Origin of the sequence: Thalassospira lucentensis (genome assembly GCF_032921865.1) — a bacterium.
Taxonomy (GTDB): Bacteria; Pseudomonadota; Alphaproteobacteria; order Rhodospirillales; family Thalassospiraceae; genus Thalassospira; species Thalassospira lucentensis_A.
The window spans coordinates 381,806-399,309 of sequence record NZ_CP136684.1 but is presented as its reverse complement, the minus strand read 5'-3'; the positions used below and the strand labels follow the sequence as shown (position 1 = coordinate 399,309).

General features: G+C 53.3%; 12 protein-coding genes. 7 read left to right on the top strand and 5 right to left on the bottom strand.

The window, feature by feature from the left end:
* The first annotated feature begins 67 nt into the window (after positions 1-67).
* The 3 genes from R1T41_RS02520 to R1T41_RS02505 all read left to right on the top strand — a co-directional run bounded on the left by R1T41_RS02520 (position 68) and on the right by R1T41_RS02505 (position 6,402).
* Complete coding sequence (locus tag R1T41_RS02520; RefSeq protein WP_317339739.1) at positions 68-643, top strand: RNA polymerase sigma factor; 576 nt, start codon at positions 68-70, stop codon at positions 641-643.
* A gap of 9 nt (positions 644-652) precedes the next feature.
* A complete protein-coding gene (locus R1T41_RS02515) occupies positions 653-1,720 on the top strand; it encodes a FecR family protein (RefSeq protein WP_317339738.1) in 1,068 nt (355 codons plus the stop codon).
* Between the two features lie 3,128 nt (positions 1,721-4,848).
* Positions 4,849-6,402, top strand: coding sequence for a trypsin-like peptidase domain-containing protein (locus R1T41_RS02505; RefSeq protein WP_317339734.1), 1,554 nt, complete (start codon positions 4,849-4,851; stop codon positions 6,400-6,402).
* A 74-nt stretch (positions 6,403-6,476) separates the two neighbouring features.
* On the opposite strand, the gene R1T41_RS02500 is transcribed toward R1T41_RS02505, so the two are convergent.
* The 5 genes from R1T41_RS02500 to R1T41_RS02480 form a co-directional block, all read right to left on the bottom strand.
* Positions 6,477-7,481, bottom strand: a complete 1,005-nt coding sequence (locus R1T41_RS02500) for an ABC transporter ATP-binding protein (protein ID WP_097053041.1) — start codon at positions 7,479-7,481, stop codon at positions 6,477-6,479.
* Positions 7,478-8,374, bottom strand: a complete 897-nt coding sequence (locus R1T41_RS02495) for an oligopeptide/dipeptide ABC transporter ATP-binding protein (protein ID WP_317339731.1) — start codon at positions 8,372-8,374, stop codon at positions 7,478-7,480. The genes R1T41_RS02500 and R1T41_RS02495 overlap by 4 nt, the downstream gene beginning before the upstream one ends.
* Before the next feature lie 80 nt (positions 8,375-8,454).
* Positions 8,455-9,336, bottom strand: coding sequence for an ABC transporter permease subunit (locus R1T41_RS02490; RefSeq protein ID WP_062953445.1), 882 nt, complete (start codon positions 9,334-9,336; stop codon positions 8,455-8,457).
* A gap of 26 nt (positions 9,337-9,362) precedes the next feature.
* Complete coding sequence (oppB, locus tag R1T41_RS02485) at positions 9,363-10,286, bottom strand: oligopeptide ABC transporter permease OppB (RefSeq protein WP_062953357.1); 924 nt, start codon at positions 10,284-10,286, stop codon at positions 9,363-9,365.
* Positions 10,287-10,365: 79 nt separating this feature from the next.
* On the bottom strand, positions 10,366-12,000 hold the full coding sequence (locus R1T41_RS02480; protein ID WP_317339729.1) for a peptide ABC transporter substrate-binding protein: 1,635 nt from the start codon (positions 11,998-12,000) through the stop codon (positions 10,366-10,368).
* Between the two features lie 649 nt (positions 12,001-12,649).
* On the opposite strand from R1T41_RS02480, the gene R1T41_RS02475 reads away from it, so the two are divergent.
* From R1T41_RS02475 to R1T41_RS02460, 4 genes are all read left to right on the top strand, one after another.
* Positions 12,650-13,867, top strand: a complete 1,218-nt coding sequence (locus R1T41_RS02475; protein WP_317339727.1) for a helix-turn-helix domain-containing protein — start codon at positions 12,650-12,652, stop codon at positions 13,865-13,867.
* Positions 13,868-13,950: 83 nt separating this feature from the next.
* Positions 13,951-15,171, top strand: a complete 1,221-nt coding sequence (locus R1T41_RS02470) for a helix-turn-helix domain-containing protein (protein ID WP_317339726.1) — start codon at positions 13,951-13,953, stop codon at positions 15,169-15,171.
* Between the two features lie 72 nt (positions 15,172-15,243).
* Entirely contained in the window at positions 15,244-16,434 is a 1,191-nt protein-coding gene (locus tag R1T41_RS02465) for a helix-turn-helix domain-containing protein (RefSeq protein WP_317339724.1), read from the top strand.
* A 129-nt stretch (positions 16,435-16,563) separates the two neighbouring features.
* Entirely contained in the window at positions 16,564-17,415 is an 852-nt protein-coding gene (locus R1T41_RS02460) for a MipA/OmpV family protein (RefSeq protein ID WP_317339722.1), read from the top strand.
* The last annotated feature ends 89 nt before the right edge of the window (positions 17,416-17,504 follow it).

Here is a 17,504-nt window from a genome sequence, read left to right as displayed (position 1 = left end):
GTATCATTCTGGCTGGTGTGGTGCTTAGTAAAAGTTATTAATAACTATTTGCAATTGTGTGTGACTGGTGTATGTCAGCGGGAACGAATTCACCTTCCTGTTTGTTTTCATGACCTTTTTCGCGTCCCGGCAGATATCGGTAAATCTTGTTCGCGCCTTTGAAAAGGAACGCGCGTCTTTACTGCGCCTGGCCATTCGCAAGCTGGGAAATCCGGACGAGGCAAAGGATATCGTGCAGGATGCCTTCGTAAGGATTGCCGGGATCAAGGACCGGGAAGAACCAATCAACGATCCGCCGGCATTCCTTCGGACTGTGGTTCTTAATTTGATCCGCGATCATCAGAGGCGGCGCAATGCCGGCCATATTGTCGAGCTGAAATCAGGTCATGATCCGCTGGAATGGGCGGCAGAAGACCGCCCGCCCGCCGACAGTGTGATTTATCACCGGCAGCGTCTGCAAGCGTTTGAGCAGGCCATTGCATCCCTGCCAACGCGATCCAGAGAAGTCTTCATCTTGCGTAAGTTGCATGGTAAGACCCATGACGAGATTTCTGCTGCAACCGGATTATCGAAGGCCGCGATCGAGAAACATCTTTATCGTGCGATGACGACATGTCGTGATCTGATGAAACACTATGACTAGGCCATGCCCATGACCGGCACCCATTATACCGGCCAGAATCCGGAGACAGCCGCAAAGGACGATTTGCAGGATCGTCTTGTCGATCAGGCAATGGAGTGGCTTGCCCGCGATGGTGTGGACATCGCCGGGACGGAAACGCATGAAGCGTTTCAGAAATGGTGCGGTCAAAGCACGGCTCATGAGCAGGCGGCCCGCTCGGTCCGGGCTTTTCTTGATGACCGTGATTTCGATGATATTTTGCGGAAATTTGACGCTGGTCCCGAAACGACTACCCGGACATATACGGCATCAGGCGTGTTGAAAATATCCCCCCCCACGCGCAGGTCACTGCGCCCAGTGACGGCGGGGATGCCACTTGCTCGAAAGGCATTTTGGGGCGGGGTTGCCCTATGTGCTGCAATCCTTGTTGCCGTGCTGACACTGCGCCCGGCAGACCATTCTGATCATCCCGGTTATATCGCGGCAAACACCACCCCCGTCAGCCAGATTTTGCCCGATGGCAGCGAATTGCAGCTCGCGCGTGGCACCCGGCTATACTGGGAGTTTTCCAAACAGGAACGGCATATTGTCCTTGATCAGGGGGCGGTCGTGATTTCTGCCGCACCGAACAAGGACCGGGAGCTTGTGGTCACAACGCCCCAAAGCCGTGTGGTGGTTGTCGGGACCCGCTTTGTTGTGATTGGCGATGCTGAAACCAGCGAGGTTGGTGTTGCCGAAGGAACGGTCCGGGTGGTGCAAAAACAATCCCCACCAGCCCGCGAGGTTACCCTGCATGCGGGTGATGGCGTCACCGTTTCGGGGAATGGAGATGTAAGACGGCGTGACTTTGACGGTGAAAATATTACGCAAATTCTGGACGGATGGCGGGTATTTTCATCGGCGAAACTGTCCGATGTCGCCCATGCCATAAGCCGCCAGAGCGGAACGGAAATCTGGCTTGATCCCGGTCTTGCCGATCTGGAAATACGCGGTCGGTTCAATGTTGCCGATGTCAAGGCATCGCTGGACCTGATTTCCCGAACCACCGGCACAAGAATTGTTGAATTGCCGTTTGATCATTATCTGCTGGCGCGCTGATGCCACATTTCACATCTGGCGCGTACAGCAATTGGTCGACATTTTCAGGCGAATTCCCCGTTAAAATCCCCTTTGAATAAAAACATTAAAAAAATGTCCGGTTTCTGTTTATAGCCACGTCCTTAACTGCGAGTGATACGCAATAACTTGCATTAGGTCGTGCCGAATGAAGACTACCGGACAACAGAATACCGCCCACAGTACAAGTGAAGTCGGGCGTTGCCGGGCATGGAAAGATTTGTTGTTCTGTGCTGTTGCGTCTTCTGCCTTGCTGGCAGTGACGCCGTCGAATTTGCTGCATGCGCAGGAGAACCCGGTTATCGATGACACACCGGTTCCACTACGAGCCTCTCCCTCATACCGTTTTGATATTCCGTCCTTGCCGCTAATGCGTGCGCTGGAGCAACTATCACAGCAGGCCGGTATTCCGTTCTCGGTGCAGGATGGTACCAACCTTGCGATGAACGGTCAGGCGGTGATTGGTGATTTCAGCATTGAAAATGCCTTGCTGCGGATGCTGGAAGGTACGGGCGTTACCTTTGCCGTTGCCGACGGGATTTTGGTGATTTCCCCGAAATTGTCCAACCAGTCGCTGGATGCAGAAATTGTTACGGCCCCGATTTCGGTCAGTGCCAACCGTACACCGACCTTTCAGCTAGGAACCGGTGCCGCCAGTGGATCAACGGTCTATAGCGAGGATATGATTGGTGCCGTGGTCCAAGGTGACAGTGACCCGAACAAGATTTTTCGCGCCAATCCGAATGTCCAGTATGTGATCGCAGGGCAGCGCGGTGAAGAAGGGGCAACCGCAACTGCCGAACAGGACTTGCGTCCACAAAATATCAGCATATCCGGGGCTGGGGTCGATCAGAACAACTTCATGCTTGATGGGGTCGGGATCAATTCCTTTGGCGGAACTGAGTCGAATTACAACGACTCAAACATGCCAGAAGATGATGACAATACGATCAACGCAGACACCCTCCATGGCTTGCATCCACAGACTGTCTATGTGGACTCAAATATTCTTGAGCAGGCCGAAATCATCGACAGTAATGTGTCAGCGAAATACGGTGGGTTCCAGGGAGGGGTCGTCAATTACAAGGTCAAGAATCCGTCAAATGAACCGACATTCGGGGCAAGTATCAAACGCGGCGGCTCGAACTGGAACGATTATCATCTGAAATCCGAAGAGACTCCTGATGCTGCTGCCAAAGAGCCGATTTATGAAAAATGGTTCTATTCAGCGTCTGCCAGCACACCGATCAATGATAATTGGGGCATGCTGGTTTCTGCCGGTCGGCGTACCGCCGAGACGACCAAGACTGCTGGCGATGACTATTATGGTCGACAGGTCACGACCAGCACTGAAGCCGACAACGTGCTTGGCAAACTGCGTTACGAAAGTGATACGGGGGCCGCGATTACGACCCAGATCGTTTACGCGCCCTATGCCCAGGAATGGGAAGCATCGGAAAACTATGACAGCAGGATGGATATCATTGGCACTGGCCTAACCACCTATGTCGGGCTCGAAAAGCCGTTTGAATATGATGGCTACGGGGTTTCCAATCTGTTTCTCGATACGAAGCTGTCCTTCAATTCATCAGAAAATGCACGTGATTCCGAAAGCAATGTACGCCGACAGATCAGTACGACTGTGGCCGGGTCACAATATGCCGATCTGTGTGATGCCAGTACATGTGTGACCGGCTGGTACGGAGACCTGTCCCAGACCCAGCAAGATGTCGGTTATACCGCCGACCTTACCGGCGATATTTTTGGAACGAACTTTCTGCTCGGTGCGGATATCCATCGTCTGAGCGGAACACGAGAACGTTCTGCCGATGCGTATTATGCAACTACCCGAACTACTGGCACCAACGTGGTTTGCGCGAGTGCCGATGACATATTCTGTGATGATGGTGATCAGGCGAACCGGCGTCGGACAAAATATCAGGCGTTCGAAGGAAGCGTCAGTTTCGTAAGTACAGCCCTTTATAATGAATATACGCTGCTTTTTGATCATGTTCCTTTCGGCGAGCTGGAATTCAGGCCGGGTGCACGGCTTGAACACGACACATATCTTGGCAATACCAATCTGGCTCCGCGCTTCAACGCGACCTACTACACGGACTGGGATATCAGCTTTAATGCAGGATGGAACCGCTACTATGCGGCAAACATGCTGAGTTACGCCTTTCAGGATGCAACCCCGGCGACCATCAGTGAAACGCGGACTGCTGATACCACCACCACTCCGGGTTCATCTATTTTCTATGATGACTGGGCAGCCTCGTCATCCGGGATAGAGCGTTCGTTCGCCGGTTCGGGTCTGAGTACGCCGTTTTCCGATGAACAAACTGCATCCATTTCATTCCCGTTGCCTTTTCTGGGGGGGATGACCCGATTGAAATGGCTGGAACGAAAGGGGCGGGATCAGTTTTCACGGTCAAGTACAGATAGCGGTTCGACCGAATACAATCTGTCGAATGAAGGTTCGAGCCATTACACATCCTATTCCGCGGAATGGAGCCGCGAAATCGGTTCAGGTCCGTTTGGCGGTCGACATGTGTTCAACGTCAATGGTCAGTATTCGGAACGCCGTACATCAAACAACAGCTATTACGTCACCAGCGATGAAACCGAGAGTGTCGTTTATAACGGCCAGATCATTCCGAGTATGGACCTTGATGTTCTGACCGGTAATCTGGACGAACCGATCTTCTTTAACATCAGTCTGTTTTCAAGCTTCGATGATGACCGCCTGCGAACCGGCCTGACCGGGCGCTACACGATGGACTATACGACGATCACCGACAGCGGATCAAACACCACTATCGATGGCACGACATACGATGTCTATGAGGATGGTGAGGAAAAGGCGCGCTTCGATCTGGATATGACGCTCGATTACGACGTGATCCGGCGGGAGAAGGGTGTTCTGACCCTGAATGCATCTATCGAAAATGTTCTGAACCGTGGCGGTGCCCATACGCTGTCGTCATCGACCCCGTACCGCAAGGGGCGGACCGTGTGGCTCGGACTGACTTACACCTACTGAAAATTCCGCGTTAATCCTGCCGGGGCTTTTGGCCCCGGCCAAACCTGCTTGTGAGATCGATAATATGAAAAGAACCCTGACCGCGACCCTGTTTGCCGCGATGCTTGCCACATCAAGCCTTGTTCCTGTTCATGCAATGGCGGAACAGGCAGGCATTGAACTGTCGGATAGAAGTCTGGCCGAAGTTTATGACGCTGTTTCGCTCGGCGTGGTGCGGATCAATGTCATCAAAAAGAGTTATGCCGAGATCGTCGCCGAGGAACGCGAAAAAAAGGAAAACGGAGAGGATTTCTATCTGCCACCCAACGAGCGTGGTGATCGGGACGAAGACAACGACCGTGAAGACCGCGATGACAAGAACAAGGAAAACGAGAAAGGCGAAGAGCCGAAATACGACTGGCAGAAAAAGAGGCGCAATGCGTCGACCGGAACCGGTTTTCTCATCAATCATGACGGCCTGATTGTAACCAACGAACATGTAGTCCGCGATGGTGCGCGTTTTGTCGTTGTTCTGAAAGACGGGCGCCGTGTCCGCGCCGAACTTGTCGGCAAGGACTTTCTGACTGATCTTGCGGTTCTGCGCGTTGAAATGCCTGAAGATGTCAAACCGCTAGCATGGGGTAATTCACATGCCATTCGCATTGGCGATCCGGTCTTTGCGCTGGGATATCCCTATGGCTTTGATCAAAGCCTGACGACCGGGGTGATTTCAGGCAAGCAGCGCCAGTTGTCCAAAGGCGAATACAACCCCTATCTGCAAACCGATACGGCGGTGAACAAGGGTAATTCGGGCGGTCCGCTTTTGTCGATGGATGGCAAGGTTGTGGGGGTGAACTCGGCGCTTTACACCCGTTCTGGCGGGAACGAAGGATTGGCGTTTTCCATTCCGTCCGAACATGCTCAGGGTATCATTGACCTGCTTGTCAAAGATGGTGAGATCAAACGTGGCTGGTTCGGGATTGCCTATTCCGAAGTCAAGCCGGGTATCGGCAAGCTTTTGGGCATGGAGCGTGACGAAGGGATGCTGATCCATCGTGCGCCAGATGATGAGCCGGCTTATCAGGCAGGTATTCGGGCCGGGGATGTGATAGTTGCTGTGAACGGTGAAAGTGTGACATCGCGGCTGCATTTCCGTATGCAGGCGGCGGAGGCAAATGGCGAAACCACCGTTACCGTCTGGCGCGATGGCGGATTTAAAAGCTTTACCATGATCCCAGGCGATATGGACGAGGCCAAAAGCCGCCGCCGTCAGGCTGAACGTGACAAGATTCTTGGCAAAGCCCCCGAGGATGACGGTCGTAAGAAAGTCATGGGGCTCGAACTGGTTCCGGCCAATGAAAAGGCATGGGAAAAACTGGATCTGCCCGCTGGGACAAAGGGCCTTGTCGTTGATCGTATGGAAAAGATGGGGCAAGGGGATCAGGCCGGGTTTGCAAAGGGCGATTTCATTACCCGGATCAACGATACCGACATCGTCACGCCCGAGGATTTCGAAACCGTGATGCAGCAGGCGCTTGAAAGCAACGCCCCCTATGCGCTTGTCTATTTCAAACGTGATGGTCAGGACCGTACAAAGATCATTGATACGCTGAGCATGGTTGATCTTGAAGATTACTGACCGCAGTACATGAAAAATCGGGCCGTCGTGAGACGGCCCGGTCAAGTTGGGTGGTGCAAAGGGAGGTTGCCCTCCTACATCCGTTCGTGGAAATGGCAGGCGACCTGATGCTGATCGTTGATCGTGTCAACGCTCGGCACATCGGTTGCACAGACATCTTTGGCAAACGGACATCTGGTACGGAACACGCAACCCGATGGCGGGTTGATCGGGCTGGGCAAATCACCGGTCAGCACGATGCGTTCCTTGTTGCGTTCGATTTCCGGGTCGGGGATAGGGACGGCGGAAATCAGTGCCTTGGTATAGGGGTGTTTGGGGGCGGCATAGATGCTGTCGCGGTCGGCAAGCTCCATCAGATTGCCCAGATACAGCACCAATATGCGGTGGCAGATATGACGTACGATCGAAAGATCGTGGCTGATGAAAATCAGTGACAGGTCAAATTCGCGCTGCAATTCCTGCAACAGATTGACAATCTGCGCCTGTATCGAGACATCAAGGGCTGAAACCGGTTCGTCGCAGATGATCAGTTTCGGTTCCAGGATCATCGCACGTGCAATGCCGATACGCTGGCACTGCCCGCCCGAAAATTCATGCGGATAGCGGTTGATCATCTGCGGCAAAAGCCCGACACGCGCCATCATGCGTTTGACGCGTGCCTTGATTTCGTCCTTACCCAGTTCCGGCTTGTGGGTCACCAGCGGTTCGGCGATGATTTCGCCGATTGTCATACGCGGGTTCAGGCTGGCCAGCGGATCCTGAAAAATGATCTGCAGGTCACGGCGAAGCGGCTGCATTTCGCGGTGTGGTGCCCCGACAATATCGCGGCCCAGCCACACGACCTGCCCGTCGGTTGGCGGGATCAGTTGCAGGATCGCGCGACCAAGGGTCGATTTGCCGCAACCGGACTCACCAACAATGCCAAGCGTCTCGCCGGGAAACAGGTCGAAATTGATCCCGTCGACGGCTTTCAGTTTACGCTCGGGACCGAAAAACCCTTTGCCCGGCAGGGAAAAGTGAACCTTGAGGTCACGCACGGACAGGATCGGGACGTTTTTCTTTTTACGGATCGCATTCATTGACCGTCCTCCCGGAAGCAGGCACTGGCGCGACCGTCGTCAAAGCCAAACAGGCCGGGGCGGGAAACACAGCATCGGTCCATCACATAGGCGCAGCGTTCCTGATAGGCGCAGCCCTGTGGCAGGTTTTGCAGGTTGGGCGGTTGTCCGGGAATGGCAAACAGGTTTTCCTCGCTTGCGGTGTCGATGCGCGGCATCGATTTCAAAAGTCCCTCGGTATAGGGATGATGGCTGTCATAGAAAATGTCGCGCACCGTTCCTGTTTCGACAATCCGCCCGCCATACATCACCATCACCCGGTCACACAGGCCCGCGACCACGCCAAGATCATGGGTGATCATGACAATGGCCGTATTGAAATCCTTTTTAAGGTCGCGCAGCAGATCAAGGATCTGCGCCTGCACCGTCACATCAAGGGCGGTGGTTGGTTCATCGGCAATCAGGACCTCGGGATCGCACAGCAATGCCATGGCAATCATCACGCGCTGGCGCATGCCGCCCGAAAATTCATGCGGATACATGTGAACGCGCTGGGCTGCACCAGGAATGCCGACACGATCAAGCATGTTGATCGCACGTTTAAGGGCATCGACCTCGGACATGCCGCGATGTTCCACCAGCACCTCGGTCATTTGTTTTGAGATTTTGAGGAACGGGTTAAGCGATGTCATCGGATCCTGAAAGATCATCGACATCGTGACACCGCGGATTTTGTTGAGCTGGCGCGACGGGATATTGAGAATATCCTTATCCTTGTAGCGCACGGTACCCGTGGCCTTGCCGTTCTTGGCGAGAAGTCCCATCACGGCAAGGAAAATCTGGGTTTTGCCCGATCCGGACTTCGCCCACAACACCAAGCGTTTCGCCCGGATCGATGTGGAAGTTGATGTCATTGACGGCCTCGACCTCGCCATCCGGGGTCTGGAAGCGGGCGCGAAGGTTTTCAACAGTCAGAATATGATTTGTCATTTGCCTATCTGTCCTTCGGGTCAAGGGCGTCGCGCAATCCGTCGCCGATGAAGTTGAAACAGAACAGCGTCAGTGCCAGGAAGATCGCCGGATAAATCAGCATCCAGGTCGCGGCTTCGATCACTTTCGCCCCTTCGGAAATCAGTACACCCCAGCTTGTCAGTGGCTCCTGCACACCAAGGCCCAAGAACGACAGGAAGCTTTCGGTTAGGATCACCTGCGGAATGGTCAGCGTCATGTAAACAATGACCGGTCCCAGAACGTTGGGGATGATGTGGCGGAAAATGATCTTGAAGTTTGAAACACCCGTGGCATGGGCAGCTTCGATAAATTCGCGCCGCCGAAGCGACAGCGTCTGCCCGCGCACAATCCGTGCCATGGTCAGCCATTCAACCGCACCAAGAGCGACAAAGATCAGGAAGATGTTTCGGCCAAACACCACCATCAGCATGATCACAAAGAACATGAAGGGCAGGGAGTAAAGCACGTCGACAAACCGCATCATGATGTTGTCGATACGTCCACCGAAATAACCGGCAACCGCGCCATAGGTCACCCCGATCACAAGGGAGACTGCCGTTGCCAGCAAGCCAACCGCAAGGGATACGCGCGCGCCATAAAGGATGCGGATGAAAATATCGCGACCATTACCATCTGTGCCAAGGATATGGCCGTTTTCCCAGTTCGGGCCTTCCTGAATATAGCCCCAGTCGATCTGGTCATAGGCAAACGGGCTGAGCAGCGGGGCGAAAATCGCCATCAGGGTAATGATCGCCAGAATGATCATCGAGCCGACGGCGGCCTTGTTGCGAAACAGTCGAATACGGGCGTCGCGCCACAGGCTGCGTCCCTCGATTTCTCCGGGGGCGCCTGCCGCCTGGAGCATCGCTGTTTTTTGATCCTTGTTCATCATTAGCGTGACTTCAGCTTGGGATCGAGCAGGCCATAAACCGTGTCGACCAGGAAATTCAGAAAGATGATCATCACCGCATAGACAATCACCACACCCATCACGAGCGGGTAGTCGCGGTTAAGCGCTGCCTTGACGAAATAGGTCCCGATGCCGGGCACGCCAAAGATGGTTTCGATGACCACAGAGCCGGTCATCACCGCCGCGGTTGCCGGGCCGAGATAGGACACAACCGGCAGAAGTGCGCCCTTGATCGCATGCCGGTTCACGACAAGCTTTTCGCGCAAACCTTTGGCCCGTGCGGTGCGGATGTAATTGGAATGCAGGACTTCGACCATGGAGCCGCGTGTCAGACGTGCGATATAGGCAATCTGCGGCAGGGCAAGGGCAATGATCGGTAAAATCTTGTATTCAATGCCGCCATCGCCCCATCCCGCGGTCGGCAGGATCGACAGATACAGACCAAACACAAGCGATAGAAGCGGTGCCATGACGAAGTTCGGAATGGCAATGCCAACCATGGCAACGCCCATCACGACAAAATCAACCGCGCTGTTTTGCCGGAGTGCCGCATAGGTGCCAAACCCGACCCCGAATATCAGGGCAAGGAAGATCGCCGACAGGCCAAGCTGCATCGAAGCCGGCGCCCCGGCCATGATCAGTTCGGCGACCGAGAAATCGCGAATTTTGATTGAGGGGCCGAAATCGCCGCGCAGGATTTTACCGATATAGATCGTGTATTGTTCGATCAGCGGCTTATCAAGGTCATAGGCGGCCTTGATGTTTTTTTCGATTTCCGGCGGTAGTGCACGTTCCTGGTCGAACGGTCCGCCCGGTGCGATGCGCATCATGAAAAAGGCAACCGTGATCACGATGAACAGCGTCGGGATCGCGATCATCAGGCGCCGGATGGCGTAAGATAACATAATTCTCTCTCATCCCCATTGGGGGCCGGTGGAATGCCGCAGGCCCGTTGACCGGACCTGCGGCAAAGGTCTCCGGCGTTTACTCTTTGATGTCGAGCCAGCGGGTCAGGTGGCGATCCGGGGCGTTATCGATCCAGCCTTCGATCTTTGGCGAGACGAGCTGTTTCGAGACATAATAGTAAATGGGAACGTAGGGCTGCGCTTCCATCATGATGGCTTCGGCCTGCTTCATCAGTTCGGCACGCTTTTTAAGGTCGCCTTCCTTTTCGGCTTCAAGCATCAGTTCGTTGAAACGCGGATTGTCGAATGCGGCATAGTTCAGCGGGCCGGTTCGTTCTTCGCCCAGGAACAGGAAGTTCTGTGCGTCGTTGTAATCGGCAATCCAGCCGGCGCGTGCCACTTCAAAATTACCGACTTTCAGGTCGGCATAGTGGATTTTGCCTTCGGTGTTAAACAGTTCGGCCTGAACACCGATCTGCTTCCACATGTTCTGAACCGCAATCGCGATACGTTTGTGGTTTTCCGACGTGTTGTAACGAAGCGTGAATTTAAGGGGATTATCCGGACCGTAACCTGCTTCGGCCAGAAGCTTTTTGGCTTCTTCGAGTTTTTCGTTATAGGACAGATCTTTCCACGAAATATAGGCCGGTTCGCCGTAGTTGCCGGTTCCCGGCGGGACAAAGGAATAAGCCGGAAGTTCGCCGGTCTTCAGGACGGAATCAGTGATGGCTTCGCGGTTGATCGCCATCGACAATGCCTTGCGCACGCGCGCATCCTTGAACATGTCCTTGTCGGTGCGGATCGCATAATAATAGATACCGGCATAAGGAACGATGCGCAGGCTATCGGCAAGGTTATCGCGCAGCCAGGAAATCTGTTCGGATGCGATGTCGCGTGCAACGTCCAGTTCACCGGCACGGAAACGGTTCTGCATCGCGGTGCGATCTTCGTGGGTGTAATAAATCACCTCGTCGATCGGCACATTGGCCGCGTCATAGAATTCCGGGTTCTTTTCAAGCTTGGTATGAACGTTCGGCAGCCATTCCGTCAGTTTGTACGGGCCGTTGACCACAATGTTTTCCGGCTTGACCCAATCCTTGCCAAATTTGGCAACCGCATGCTGCGGGATCGGGAAAGCGGTCTGGTGGGTCAGTTGGGCCAGGAAATAGGGGGCAGGCGCGGTCAGTTTAACCTGCAGGGTTTTGTCATCCAGTGCGGTGGCGGCGATTTTCGCGCCTTCCTTGCCACTGTTAACAGCCTCGGCACCCTCGATGATATAAAGCAGCGACGCATATTCCGCCCCGGTCGACGGATCAAGCAGGCGGTTCCAGCCCGCGATGAAATCCTGTGCCGTGACCGGAACACCGTCCGACCAGTTATGGTCGCGAATTTTAAAGGTATAAGTCATGCCATCGTCGGAAACGGTCCAGCTTTCGGCTGCACCCGGGACCGGCTCGCCATTCGGGCCATAGGTCAGAAGACCAAGAAACATATCGTCCGAAATACGGCTGGTCTGAACCGTCGAGATATAATGCGGGTCCATCGATTGCGGTTCGCCGTCATTGCCGACACGCAGGATTTTTTCCGCCTGCGCATGTGTGGTCGACAGCATGGTCATGGACCCGGCAAGCAATGCCGTACCCAGCACAAACGCCCGCGAGGAATTAAGCAATCCCTTCACGAGACCGTTTGCGGTCTTCGCGTGTTTTGACATGTGTAATGTCTCCCTCATCCATTTTGCTTTGTTGTCGACGTACTCCCTGAAAGTACGTACGCAAAAATACTGAGACTGACATGCGTAATCTGCAAGTCACGATTCCACAAACCTGAAACAATTGGTGGTTATTTGCGTGATATAGGCGATTTATTGATGGAATTTTGCGAAGTTTGGATGAATTGCCAATGATTGTTCGGTGGCAGAAGGCTTCAACCAGAGCCTGCAAAACCGTTTCATGCGTAACGTCATGCCTCGTGTCGCAGGCTGGACGCTACATGCGTGAAATGTGAAATAGTTCACATTCAAGGGGTTGGCGGTGAAAACAACTGGTTACGAATCGGGCGATGGGAAAGGTTGCATATTTTTGCATCAAAACTAACGAGAATCAGTATCTTGGCGCGAAAATGAGTGGTTGATGTTTTCCGTTTTGGTGAAATCATGGGCTTCCGGCAGGTATCTTGCCCCGGACGCCTCCGGGCGATATGCCATTTCAGTGCCATACAATTTTCCGTTGTGAAATCGGTATTGCCGGGCTAGGCATTTTGCAACTTTGCCCTTCTTCTATTCGGGCCTCGAAATCAGGTAGTGCCGCCAGGCAGTCTTTCCTGATGCGGGAAACATTAAAGCCAGATGATGTGATGCCACCATGCTCGAAACACCCAGACTTTGTCTGTTGCTGATTGCGGTTGTCGGTTTGGTACAGGGGATGTTCCTGCTGCTGTTGCTGTATCAACAGGGGAAACGTGCCTTTTGTGCCAATCGCTGGTTATTTGTTTTCATCATCGCGGTCTGCCTCAGCTTCGTTGAAGATCTGGCTGATGTGTTGCTGGAACCGTCGATAACCCTGTATCTGATCCCGGTGTTCCTGACGGCGACCTTTGTCCTAATGCCCGCAATATTTTTGTATTTCCGCGAAATCGCCGGGCATTCCGCAAGACGGCCCTTGTTGCATTTCGCGATCATCCTGCCGGTATTCGTGTCGTTGGTTGTTTCGGTTTTTCTGATTTTGCAAAATTTTCAGGATTTGATTGTTGGCGAGGGCGAGATCGAACTGGAACTTGAGGATCATTTTGTCTTGGGGATGATCCTTTTAACCGTGATTTTCGCGCTGTATCTGCAAGTCGTGATTTACATGGTGCGGACGTGGCGGGTTACCTATCGATATTTGCGTCAGGCCGGGGAACAGTTGGGGGCAGATGAAAAAGCCCTGCGGCGCTGGGTTCGCGAACTTCTGATCGGTATCAGCATCATCTTTGTGATTTTTGCTGCGACCACCATACTCGAAATCTTTACAACGGAAAGTGACTGGTCGGTTGTGTTCGTCCAGGCTGGTTTTGTTCTGGTGTTTTTGCGTCTATGTCACTTGATTGCGGCCAACCCGGCTCTGTTCGTTCAAGCGGAATGGGACGGGGCGCAAGAGATAGAAATGGACAACAGCACTGGTGTCTTCTCTCCAACCGGGACGAAGCAAACCCGGTTTGCGCCTCGCAACCTGGTAGATGCCGACGAAATCAGCAGAATTTGTAAACGACTTGACGATATAAAAACTAAAAGCGATCTGCTTCTCGATCCGCTAGTCAGCCTGCCAAAGCTTGCGACCGCTGTGGGGGCGACACCCAATCAGCTTTCATTTGTCTTAAACCAGCATCTTTGCAAAAGCTTCTTTGACTTCATCAACGAAGCCCGGACTGACGAGGCATCCCGCCTGCTGGTCAATGAACCGGATCGCACGATCCTTGATATCGCGACCAGTGTGGGTTTCAATTCGAAATCGACCTTCAATCTTGCCTTCAAGAAAATCACCGGCAAAACACCCAGTGTTTACCGATCAGAAACCACGTCGCAGCGTAACACGGCACCATAGGGCTGCTTTCTGCCTTTCAACGGGGTAGCGTGGGTATGATATCGCTGTTGTAACCTTTATCGTCGCAAGCGACGGACACATGAATGTTTGAAACACTTGATCTTCTTTTTCTGATCGTTTCGGTTCTTGGAGCTGCACAGGCGATTTTCCTGATTGTCCTGCTGATGGATGAAGGGAAACGGGCATTTACGGCCAATCGATGGCTGATGGTATTCGGATTTTCTGTCGGCATGAGTTTTATCGATGATACGTTCGATCCCATGATCAGCCCGCTGACGAACCTGTATCTTGTCCCGGTTTTTGCGCCATTCTTTTTTGCCTTGATCCCGTCGATCTATCTATATTTCCGGGAGATTTCCGGCGATCCGGCTCCACGACCATATCGGCATTTTCTGGTGCTGTTGCCGGTTACTGCGGCCATCGGGCTTATGGTCTACCTGAAACGTGCGCGTATGATCGCCAACAATGGTCATATTCGTGATGCCGGTTTGCAGATCGAGTTTTCGGCAACGGGGCTTGCCGATATGGTGTTGCTGGCCATCGTGATTCTGTTTTGTGTCCTGTTTGCCGTTTACATGACGGGCATCTGGCGGTGCGCGCGGCGTTATCTGCAACAGGCCGACTGGCAGCTTCAGGCCGATAGTGAACGGCTGCGCCGGTGGGTGACGGAACTTCTTGTCGGCATGACCGTGTTGTTTACTGTCTTTACCCTGACCAATCTGTTCGATCTGTTTGTGTCGCGGGCGGAGTGGCTGTCGCTTGGTGTCAAGGTGGGGTTTGTGCTTGTCTTTTTCCGGATGTGCCAGGTGATTGCGCAGAACCCTGCGCTTTTTGTGCAGCCGGAAACCGAACGCGGCGTTTTTGACGATCTATCTGTGCCTCATGGTCCCGCACAAGAGCCTGATGACCAAGTCGCCCCAATGTCGCGTGCAATTGTAGACATTTCCAATATAGAACGCATTCGCACCCGGCTTGAAAGGATTGTCACAGATCGGAATATGATGCTTGATCCGCTTCTGACCATGCCGAAACTTGCCAATGCGGTCGGCGTGACACCCAACCAGCTTTCCTATGTCCTGAACCAGCATCTGGGTAAAAGCTTCTTTGATTTCGTCAATGAGGTTCGAACAAATGAGGCATCCCGCCTTCTGATCGAGGAGCCGGATCGCACGATCCTCGATATCGCAATCAGTGTCGGGTTCAATTCCAAATCCACCTTTAATCTGGCTTTCAAGAAAACTACCGGCAAAACGCCAAGTGTTTATCGATCGGAGACCCTTTCGCAGTGTAGCACTGGTCAGTAGCCCGATATCCTGACTAGTCTTGGCCGGAATTCAGATATCCCTCCCGTATCACCGCAAATCACGGACGCATGAATGTTGGAACCGATTGACTTGTTGCTGTTGCTGATTTCGGCACTCGGTGCGGCCCAGACCATTTTCCTGGTTATTCTTCTGCGGGGCGAGGGCAGGCGCGCATTTCGGGCCAATCGCTGGCTGATGATATTCGCGGTGGCTGTGGGAATGAGCTTTGCGGATGACATTATCGATACAATGGTCAGTCCGCTTGTAAATCTGTATCTGGCCCCCGTCTTTACCCCTTTCTATTTTGCCTTCATCCCGGCCATCTATCTGTATTTTCTGGAAATATCGGGGAAACCTTCTGTCAGGCCCGCATGGCATTTTGCGGTTATGCTTCCTGTGTCGGTGGTGATGATGGGTGTGGTGTACTTGCTCGGTCCTGACACTTCTTTGTCTGGGGTGACCATCGAGGAAATCAATGTCGATCTGGATTTTCGGCAGGGTAAGATCTTTAATGTGCTGCTGATTTTGCTGATAACGACATTCTGTCTTCAGTTTGCAAGTTATATGTTCCGGGTTTGGCATGTTGCGGTTCGGTATCTACAGGATGCCAGTCGGCAGCTTGAAGTGGATCGGAAAGGACTCCGGCGTTGGGTGCTGGAACTGCTGGTCGGGTTAAGTGTGATTTTTACCCTTTTCACGCTGATCAACCTTTTTGATACCATCGTTTCGCGCAGTGAATGGTTACAGCTCGGCGTGAAGGCGACCTTCGTTCTGGTGTTCTTCCGGATGTGTCACGTTATTGCAGTGAACCCGGCATTGTTCGTTCAGCCCGAACGTGACGAGGTTGAAAACACCCGTGAAAGTGACGAAGAAAGGCGCAGATCCGTTCTGGCGCGCAAGGTCGATCCCAATGATGTCAGCCGGATACGGGCAAAATTGGATCGTATCGTCGCCGCACGTGAATTGATGTTCGATCCGCTTCTGACCATGCCGAAACTTGCCAATGCGGTTGGCGTGACACCCAACCAGCTTTCCTATGTCCTGAACCAGCATCTGGGTAAAAGCTTCTTTGATTTCGTCAACGAAGTCCGAACAAACGAGGCATCCCGCCTTCTGATCGAGGAGCCGGACCGCACGATCCTCGATATCGCAATCAGTGTCGGGTTTAATTCGAAATCAACTTTCAATCTGGCTTTCAAGAAAATCACCGGCAAAACGCCCAGTGCGTACCGGGATGACAAAATATTAAATACAAACACTTAGCGCGTACGAATGTGCATTCGTACCTTTGGGGTGTGTAAATCAGGTTCGAGGATACAGAGCCGGACGCCATGCACAGGGCGGATCGGCATAGTCGGATCACCAAAACTGATACAAGGGTGATCGGACAAAATGAGTTTTTATAGAGTTTCGAATCTGGTCGGGAACGGTTTGATCCTGTTGGGGACCGGATTATGCGCAAGCGCGCTTCTGCTTTTTATCAGCACCTCGGCCAATGCGCAGCAAGGTACAAGGGACATCCTGCGCGAAGAGGTCAATCCCAAACAGGACGAAGCCGATCCGTGGCTTGGCGGCGTCTGGCAGTTCGGGGCATATGGCCAGGTTGAGAGCAATCCTTATCGCGGTGCGGACAGCGTCGATTTAGATCCTTTGCCGCTTTTGGCCTATGATGCGGATCGGCTGCATATCGGGACCGATGGGATATCTGTCACCGCATGGCAAAACGAGTTTGCCAGTCTTGACGTGCTTGGCGCACTTCGCATGGAGCCGTTTGAAAGTGGCGATAGTGACTATCTGCGCGGTATGAATGAACGCGACATGGCCTATGAAGCCGGGATCGGTTTCACCAGCCGCCTGTGGCGGGGGGAGGTCGGAGCCTATTACCTGACCGATCTGAATGACGCCCATGACGGTCATGAACTGGACCTCACCTATACCATCCCGATGGATTTGCAGAATGTAACATTCGACTGGGGTGGCGGGGTACGCTGGCAAAGCGATAAGCTGGCAAACTACCATGTCGGTGTCAGCGGCTCCGAAGTCAGAAGTGACCGGGCCGCCTATGATGCGGATGCTGCCTTCATCCCACATCTTGACGTTTCTGTGACCTATCCGATTACCGAAAGTATCGTTCTGCTTGGAACCGGTGGGGTGGAATTGCTGCCTGACAGCTATACCGACAGTCCGTTGATTGATGATGACTATGTTTACAGCATCGGTCTGGGCCTGGTTTACAACTTCTGACCTTTGGGTTCAGGCACCGGTCTCCTGCCCCCCAAATTCAGGCGGCCGGTTTCTGGCGGGTCGGTCACGTCCAGTGGGCCGACCCGCCC